The 7,731-nt window shown below is 52.4% G+C and carries 5 protein-coding genes and 2 tRNA genes; 2 read left to right on the top strand and 5 right to left on the bottom strand.

All coding sequences use genetic code 11. From position 1 onward, the window contains the following. Window positions 1–673: prohibitin family protein (locus NZ772_09805; GenBank protein ID MCS6813845.1), on the top strand; the 673-nt coding region annotated here is incomplete at its 5' end. Window positions 674–928: 255 nt separating this feature from the next. Here NZ772_09805 and NZ772_09800 read toward each other — a convergent pair. The 5 genes from NZ772_09800 to NZ772_09780 form a co-directional block, all read right to left on the bottom strand. After that, window positions 929–2,506 (bottom strand): slipin family protein, encoded by a 1,578-nt coding sequence (locus NZ772_09800; GenBank protein ID MCS6813844.1) that lies wholly within the window; start codon window positions 2,504–2,506, stop codon window positions 929–931. A 176-nt stretch (window positions 2,507–2,682) separates the two neighbouring features. Beyond that, on the bottom strand, window positions 2,683–2,871 hold the full coding sequence (locus NZ772_09795; GenBank protein ID MCS6813843.1) for a hypothetical protein: 189 nt from the start codon (window positions 2,869–2,871) through the stop codon (window positions 2,683–2,685). Window positions 2,872–2,933: 62 nt separating this feature from the next. Then, a tRNA-Met gene (locus NZ772_09790) sits at window positions 2,934–3,008 on the bottom strand. Then, window positions 3,008–3,080, bottom strand: a tRNA-OTHER gene (locus tag NZ772_09785). The genes NZ772_09790 and NZ772_09785 overlap by 1 nt, the downstream gene beginning before the upstream one ends. A gap of 605 nt (window positions 3,081–3,685) precedes the next feature. Beyond that, the gene (locus tag NZ772_09780; protein MCS6813842.1) at window positions 3,686–4,051 is read right to left on the bottom strand and encodes a response regulator; all 366 of its coding nucleotides are present in this window, start codon (window positions 4,049–4,051) and stop codon (window positions 3,686–3,688) included. Window positions 4,052–4,862: 811 nt separating this feature from the next. Here NZ772_09780 and hpsA point away from each other — a divergent pair. Next, window positions 4,863–7,731: hormogonium polysaccharide biosynthesis protein HpsA (gene hpsA, locus NZ772_09775; GenBank protein MCS6813841.1), on the top strand; the 2,869-nt coding region annotated here is incomplete at its 3' end.

Raw genomic sequence — 7,731 nt, 5'->3', positions numbered from 1 at the left:
GTTCATCGGTACTGTCGATATTTACGATGTCACCGTACAAAAGTTTGAAGTGCCAGCCCAGAGTGCCACCAAGGATTTACAGGATTTGACGGCCAGCTTCGCCATCAACTTTCGGTTGGATCCATCACGAGTGGTAGAAGTGCGCCGCACCCAGGGCACCTTGGCAAATATCGTGGCTAAAATTATTGCTCCTCAGACCCAGGAATCCTTCAAAATTGCCGCAGCGAAGCGAACAGCAGAAGAGGCTATCACAAAACGAGCTGAACTGAAAGAAGACTTTGATATGGCCCTCAGCAGCCGGTTAGAGAAATATGGGGTAATTGTGTTAGATACCAGTGTGGTCGATCTCAATTTCTCCACAGAGTTCTCAAAGGCAGTTGAAGATAAGCAGATTGCTGAGCAGCGAGCGCAACGCGCTGTTTACGTTGCCCAAGAAGCCCAACAAGAAGCCCAAGCAGAAATTAACCGTGCTCAGGGTAAAGCAGAAGCTCAGCGCTTGTTAGCAGAAACCCTAAAGGCACAGGGGGGTGAATTAGTGTTGTTAAAGGAGGCGATCGAAGCTTGGAAGCAAGGCGGTGCTCAGATGCCTGAAGTACTGGTTATGGGTAGCGACTCAGGGGGGGTGCCGTTCCTGTTTAACCTCAAGGACTTTCAAAAGGCCGCAGGCCGCTAGCCTTGGATGCGAGCAAAAGAACCACCCCACCAGCCAGCACGTTTGTCGTGAGGACTTCAGTCCTCAAACCACGACGTTTGTAGTGAGGACTTCAGTCCTCAAACCGCAGTCCACTAGCCTTGGATGCGAGCAAAAGAACCACCCCACCAGCCAGCACGTTTGTCGTGAGGACTTCAGTCCTCACCCGCCAAGACGTTTGTAGTGAGGACTTCAGTCCTCACCCACCCCTAAAGAGCCACATGCCTGATTTTGCTATCACTCGACATCCGTAGACTTGATGACTTGCCCATTAACCTGACTTTGAATGCGAATCATCTCTGACAGCAGGCTATCTAGGCTACCGTTGATAGTGATGCGCTCGATTTTGTCGGCAATACGCTCTAGCACCTCTAACTCCTTCAGGCGTAGAGCGATCGGGTTATTTTCCATTACCTTAGCAGTGTTGAGCATACTGCGAGTAGCAGCAGTTTCCTCTCGACGACGAATGACATTAGCTTGGGCCGACTTCTCTGCCTCCACCACTTGACAGAGGATAGCTTTCATGTCTCCCGGCAGGATAATGTCCTTTACTCCTACAGACTCAATCACAATGCCATGTTCATCTGCTTTGGGCAGCATATACTCAGCAACACTGCGATCGATCGCCCCCTTATCTTCCAACAACTCATCCAGGGTGCGGGTGCCTACTGCTGCCCGTAAGGCAAACTGGAGTTCCCGATAGAGGAACCCATCAATGTCTGCCAGGCTCGTCTTGGCCTTCACAGGGTCAGCAATATAGAAACCCGTCGTTAGGTTCAGGCGCAGAGGCACTTTATCCCGCGAGAGAATTTCTTGCCCAGAGACCTCCAAGGTGCGCAGACGCAGATCAATCACCTCAGTTTTAATGGTGCGCCCAAATACCCACCAAACATGCCATCCCGGTGGCAGGGTTTCTTGGAAGGCTGCATCTAGGTAAAGTAGTCCCAGATGATTGGCAGGCACTTCCACAATGTGGAGATACTTCATCACCAAATCCAGAACCTCCGGCAACCCGGATACTAGTTCTGCTACTAAGCGCGGGGGCAACTTAGCCTCAGTAGCTAAATCAATTAGTTCCACCTCAACTCCTTTCCAGAACAATCTGCGGCTGCTAGGTGGCAAAATAGCAACTACCTTACCGTGGTGACGAACGATCGCCACCTGTTGAGCAGATAGGGCAATTACCTCACAATAGGCTTGTACAAAGTCAGGATGGTGTTCAATAAGCACGTTTTCGTTAGGAAACTGGGGATCAGGCTGGGTGCGATCGTAGAGTGTGACTGTGATGGTACGGTCAAGCGTCCAAAAGCCATAATCTCCTGGTTCTAACATCCGTACAAAGTTACCCTGCTCATAGAGCATCCCCACCTGAAATTCTGGCACATGCACCAGCCTCAGGGTCTTAGCAAAACCCGACAATCGCCGCAACCGGTCTACAAACACCGCAGGCAGTTCAAGGCTATCATCCAGATTAAAGCGGTGCACAATTACCTCTGCTGGCCCTCGCCAGAATACCGCTAATTGGTTGTGACCCACGGCGCACCAATACTGGTCAATATTCACCAACGCTGCTTCATTAAAGGCTGTGCGCACAATCACTAGATGGCGCTCTAGTTCTTCACGATTACTCCGCAGCCAAAATTCTAAATTCTCAATGTCTGGTCGGGGTTGGTTGAGGTCAAAGGTTTTTACGTTCCAATGCCACCCCCAACGGTAGTGAAGACCCGGCAGTAACACCTGGGAAAAATGACTGCGATAGAACAATAGTCCGCGCTGATAGGGCGTGATATAGAACACCTTGAGCAAGCCAAACATAGCTATCACTTCCTTTCGGACAAGAGGGTTTAACGCCCTGCCAATGCTGGCATCCACAGTTACAGTGCGGGCGATCGCCCGTGCAGTGCTGGATTAGGCAACCGTGCAACTCCATAGCACCCGTAGGCACTACAGAGTTACATGGATTGCCGATGTGCTGTTCCAACAACGGTAGCCTAGCCTATTCCGAAGAATAAACTAGGTACACCTGCCAGAAGAGACACACTCAAGCACAGCATTGCTGACGATCGCGCTGGCCTTTGGCTGCTGCGGTTGCCACCGCCATAGCGACCACAACCGCTGGACACCAGCATCACAGGGACTGGTGATGGACTTGAACCATCTTGGGATTGCTCCCGTACCACTGAGTCTCTTTTGGAGACAAGAACTCGTCCTCAACGAGGTGCCCTTAAACCCGGGCCGGGTCTGGTGGAAAGTGCAGGACTCGAACCTGCAACAGTCAGCTTATGAGGCTGATGCTCTACCACTGAGCTAACTTCCTGGCGCTTAATGTGGGACTTGAACCCACCCGCGTCGAAACACTCCGACTGCTCTACCCCTAAGCTAATCAAGCTACTGGTCATATCCAGATGCGATCGGCGGCATACCTAGAGGCAATCTCAGCCTCAGGCACCAGTCAGGCATACAGAACCTGTCCTGCTGCCAACTCACACTGGCTATGTCCAGAAGACAACGCTAGCACACCCAACCCTAGTGCTGCAAAGTCAAGTCGCTAACCGCACTAGCGATAGGAGCTTGCTATGACCAAGCCTCAGCTATACGACCGACATACTACAATGCACTACATATGTAACAATCTCGGCAAGGGACGATCGATGGCTGTCTCCCTATTGAAGAAGGGACGGTAGATAAGAGACAGAGGCAATAGCTATGCGTTAGAGTTGCCTAGCACATCTCCCTTGCCTAGCTTAATGCTGCTGTGCCTGAAGGTAGGACGCAACCGCCAAGTAGTGTGATGCCGCCATAATCACCCTCTCATCTGCGTTCACCAGCTATCAGGATTCAATACCGTTATGGGAGAGTGAATGCTAGCCCAGAGGCTAGTGCTAAGGCCACACTACATAAACCACAGGTATACCACTAGGACGATAACCAATAGCACTACTACTAAACTGCTTGTGAACACCACTAGGCACCATTGCTTATGGGTAAGGTAAGCTACCGACCGAGTAACTGATTAACAGCATTGAGCAACTCTGGTGGATGGTAGGGCTTGGTAATGTAAGCGTCTGCCCCTTGCTTCATGCCCCAATAGCGATCGAATTCCTCCGCTTTACTGGTGCACATAATGATCGGAACATCCTTAGACTCGGGGTTGTTCTTGATCCAACGACAGAGTTCGTAGCCATTCATGCGGGGCATAACAATGTCCATCACTACTAAGTCAGGAACACTCGCCTGCACCTTTTCCATGGCCTCAACGCCATCAGCCGCTTGGACAACTGTCAGACCACTATTTTCCAAGTGCTCTGACACCATTTGCCGGACTGTTGGACTGTCATCCACAATTAAAACTGTACTCATACCGCCCTTTTCTAACTGCTGACGTGAGGCGCTAGAGAGATAGTATACCCTGTTCAGACTGGAAAGTTATCGATTAGTTTCCAGACAGTAGAGAATTCACCTAGGAGTTGCCCATATGCCCATGCCCATAGTTATTTATGCCCGCTGAAGGTTGCCTATAGGCTATGCCTGCTAAAGGTTAGGTAAATTCTCAAGGACATGCTATCGATTGTGAAAAGCGAGGGTAGACTAAGGGGCAATAGGCTGCGTGTAGGTAACTGGCCATATGTGGCTGCATCTGATGCTGCTGTAGGTGGCTGTAACCTGAGTGAACATTGTGGTGTGGTGAGTGTTGGACGTTACGTTTGACAGGATTGACTGTATTGACAGTGCTATGGCTGCGAGTGGCTGTGAGCAACTTGCGCTGGCCGCGTGTATAGAGTGTGGTTTGATGTTATCCGTGAATTCTCTGTTGCTTCTGGATGAAATCAGTTGCTACGACAGTTGCATGGTGGATTGTCAGGGCATGTTGAAACATTAGGTAGCGATCGCAGCTTAGCAGCCTAGGTGCTTGGCTAAGCAATCAGGTTAACCCAGCCTAAATATATCCAGCCTAGATGTAGGCCATCCGGTTTTTCTCAGGAAAATTTTTGAGCATTGCTGCATCTTGGCATCCACCTAGGAAATAGAGTCTAAGGTAATAGGGTGTACCCGTCTGTTGTTAGTAGTTTGCTTGCTGCATGTTGAGAAATGATGACTAATCGAGAACTGTAGCCCTTGGCTATCAATCGTCCACGTTTTTTCCCGTGATCTTGCTATTGGTGAATCAGCTATGTCAAATCGTCGTATCAATCAGGTTGTTCAAGAAGTATTTCGACAAGCTCATTGTCTGGCCCGATCGCTAACTAAAGGTAGCGTTCTGTGGTTGATGCGGACGCTGATGCTCCTTACTCGTCGTCCTGCGGCCCAAGGGTTTGTGCTGCCGACGGTAGCCATGGTGTCACTTGTGGTGATTGTGCTCACAGGAGCGATGATCTTCCGTTCCTTTGAGCGGTCTCGTAATGCCACCAACGTGCGGGTAGATCAGGCAATTTTGAATGCTGGGGCACCAGCGATCGATCGTGCCCGCGCCAAGCTAGCCGCCATGTTTGAAGACCCGTCACTGCCCAGACGGGGTACTCCTAACGATCAACTGCTGCAACAGGTGCTCTCTAAGGAAGAGTACACCTTTGCCGACGAAATTCGCCTCAAGATGGTTGCAGATTTTACCAATCCTGGTGGAGCTAGTAACACCGGCAATGGCACCTTTGGGGAAAATGCCCGGCCCTACGTGTTAAGTGGCAGCACTCGGATTCCCAACGTTAATTACCAAATCACCAACGACGAAAGCAGCATCAATGCCTGGAAGTTCCCGGTAGACACCGACAGCAATGGCCGATTTGATGCCTACACCCTGTATGCCATCAACTATCGACTGCCAGCCCGCAACAACACGGGTGAGTTTCTGCGGCCCCGATCGACCCTAGATGCCCGTACACCCCCAATGGACGCGCCAGCCGGGGCTGGGCGTTGTGCTAGCACTTCCGGTGCAGCATCGGTCACAGGTGCTGACTGGTACAGCTCATCAAACCGCCAGAGCAAAGCATTTTTCATCTACACAGTGACCGGGCCCATCGCTGCTGGTGACCCAATTCTCACCAACCCTACCCTAAACCCAGGGGGCGCACGCTACGAGGTATTTCGACGACAGGCTGGGTTTGCTGCCCTGGAAACCCAACAGGACTACTCCCGCATTGCTGTCAACAACAACGCCATCTTGTTTGAAGATGACCTGTCACTATCATCTGGGCCGCCCCTGCGGATTAGTGGGCGAGTATTCACCAATAGCAACCTGTTTTTGCGCGGAGCAAGTGGCACCCTAGATTTGTTCCAAGTCAGCAGTCCCGCCTCCTGTTTCTACAAGGAAGAGAACAGCAAAATCATTGCAGGCGGCAATGTGAAAAAAGGCTCACCAGGGACTGATAATGCTACGGGTGAGCTTGGTGGAGACGATCCTGGGGTTCACTTGTATCGGGTGCCGGACGATACTCCCGATGCCAATGATGTCAACACGGGTGTGGAGTTTGTCAATAATGATCGCTCTACTAACAACAGCGGTAGCAGTGTCAGCTACAACAGTTTGGCCTATAACCAGCGCATTGCCCTGTTGGTAGAGGCAGCCCTTGACCCCGCGGTTCACCACCCCAACAACGACCCTACTGTGGTGACCGCAGCGATCAACAATCGCTTGCAGGAGGATCCCAGCCTAGACCGAGCCAAGGTGCGGGCAGAGGAGCTAGAAATCTATTTCCGCAACCGCACTCGCCGAGTACCCAACAATGAAGTGAACTACCTGGGCAATCCCCTGACGAATCCAGCGGGGGGTAATTACACCAAGGCGAATGTGTTGCAGGGCACCAGCCCCACCGACCTAGGCCCCAGGGAACAATTGCGCCCACCTACCCATTGGATGTTCCCCTTTAACTACACCAACAATACGGGCACCGTAGCTGATGGGTACACGGGTCTGACCATGCGCACCCAGGCCCCTGCTGCTACCGACCCAGCCGTGTTGCGAGTAGCGCCTAGAGACAAGGAGCAACGGGTGGGCGATCGCCTCTACGTTGGCAACAACATGCCAGCCCTGTGGTACCTCTGCGATGATGGCACCATCACCTGTAATAACGGACGATTTGTCGGCAACGAGATTGAGCAACCCGTGTGGGTTAACGCTACCACTCGTCAGCAATGGACTAACGGCACCCCTAACCGCACTCGGCGCACCCAGGTGGTGAAACTAGATAACTTAGATACCATTGCTCGCGATGGCCTCTGGGAAACCCAAGCAGCCCTCACGCCTAAAGACCCCACAGATGCATCCGATAACAGTGGGGGGTTACGGATTATTGTGGGGGCAGGCATCTATGAACGCCAAACCTCTTTCTTACCACCGCCCCCTGACTTGGCCAACGTGGGTCGCCCTAGTGTGCCTGATGTTTTGGCCACCAATGTCGCTAGCACAGCGGCGGGGGGTGAGGGCAATACCTTCCCCTATGCCATCAGAGAGGACTTACTGCCAGTGGTATGGCCAGATACCATGCCCATGTCCCCTGGCTTGCAGGTCTATAACAACGACCCCACCCTAGGGGCTGGTGCTAACCGGAACATTAACTTGGCTGACTCCGGCTCTGGAGGTGCAAATATCCAGAATCTGCAAGCCTTGACTACCACTGACACCAGCATTGCTCCCCGCCTAGGTACAGCCACGGGCACAGCTTCACCAGCGGACGCAGGCTATGCCAGTGTTGACCCCAACTCGCCCAAGTACTCTAAGGGTGACCTGCGGATGCGAGCAGCAGTGGTCTACCATCACCGTCGGGATGCGGCCAACCCCAATGCCTATACAGCCACTCCCACGGCGGCGACCCTACAGGATGCCTACCAAGTGCCCATTGCCTGTGTGAGCAGCTACTACGACCCCAGCACTCCCCAAACGGCTCGTAACCGGCTAGGCTTGCCGGATGTCAGTGGTGGCATTGACAGGACGGGCAACCGCACCTCCCCCGCTGGGGTGTTGCCAGCCACTACCATTGGGGATGGCATTGTGGATCAGAACCTCTATGGTCGTCAGCTCAACGATCTTGTGTTGGGCGGGTTCCCCC

Source organism: Cyanobacteriota bacterium (genome assembly GCA_025054735.1).
Lineage (GTDB): Bacteria > Cyanobacteriota > Cyanobacteriia > SKYG9 > SKYG9 > SKYG9.
Note: the sequence above shows the minus strand (reverse complement) of the source record. Positions and strands in the feature narration are given on the sequence as shown.